The 355-nt window shown below is 36.6% G+C and carries 2 protein-coding genes; both read right to left on the bottom strand.

All coding sequences use genetic code 11. From position 1 onward, the window contains the following. Positions 1 to 137, bottom strand: a 137-nt coding sequence (gene tnpB / locus CJF42_RS29450; RefSeq protein WP_353651707.1) for an IS66 family insertion sequence element accessory protein TnpB, incomplete at its 3' end; no start/stop codon positions are given. A gap of 2 nt (positions 138 to 139) precedes the next feature. Continuing rightward, positions 140 to 355: hypothetical protein (locus CJF42_RS28005; RefSeq protein WP_170940807.1), on the bottom strand; the 216-nt coding region annotated here is incomplete at its 5' end.

Genomic DNA, 355 nt, shown 5'->3' with positions numbered 1-355 from the left:
TTGCAGAACATAAACAATGCATCATCAAAAGGTGATAATTTCATCTGCATTTCCACGATACAGACAAGGCCATTTATCGACTTGCGAAAATCGACTGCATCACGATGAAGATAAATCTTAGGTAAATCATAAAACATCTTCATACAGATATAGCCTTAAGAAATTTGCCAACCCAGTGTGGGGAAATGTCTGATGATAACTGCAACGTGCCATGGGGTGTTTCAAAGCTAATTGTAGCTAAGGTTTTTACATTACTTTGAACTTGAACAAAAGCATTTTGTTCAGAGGTTATCAGCTGTGCATCTCTTTGTTTTAATGTTGCTTTGCGGGAACTAAAGGTTTTTGGATTGATTTG

It is taken from the genome of Pseudoalteromonas sp. NBT06-2, from assembly GCF_002276045.1.
Lineage (GTDB): Bacteria > Pseudomonadota > Gammaproteobacteria > Enterobacterales > Alteromonadaceae > Pseudoalteromonas.
Note: the sequence above shows the minus strand (reverse complement) of the source record. Positions and strands in the feature narration are given on the sequence as shown.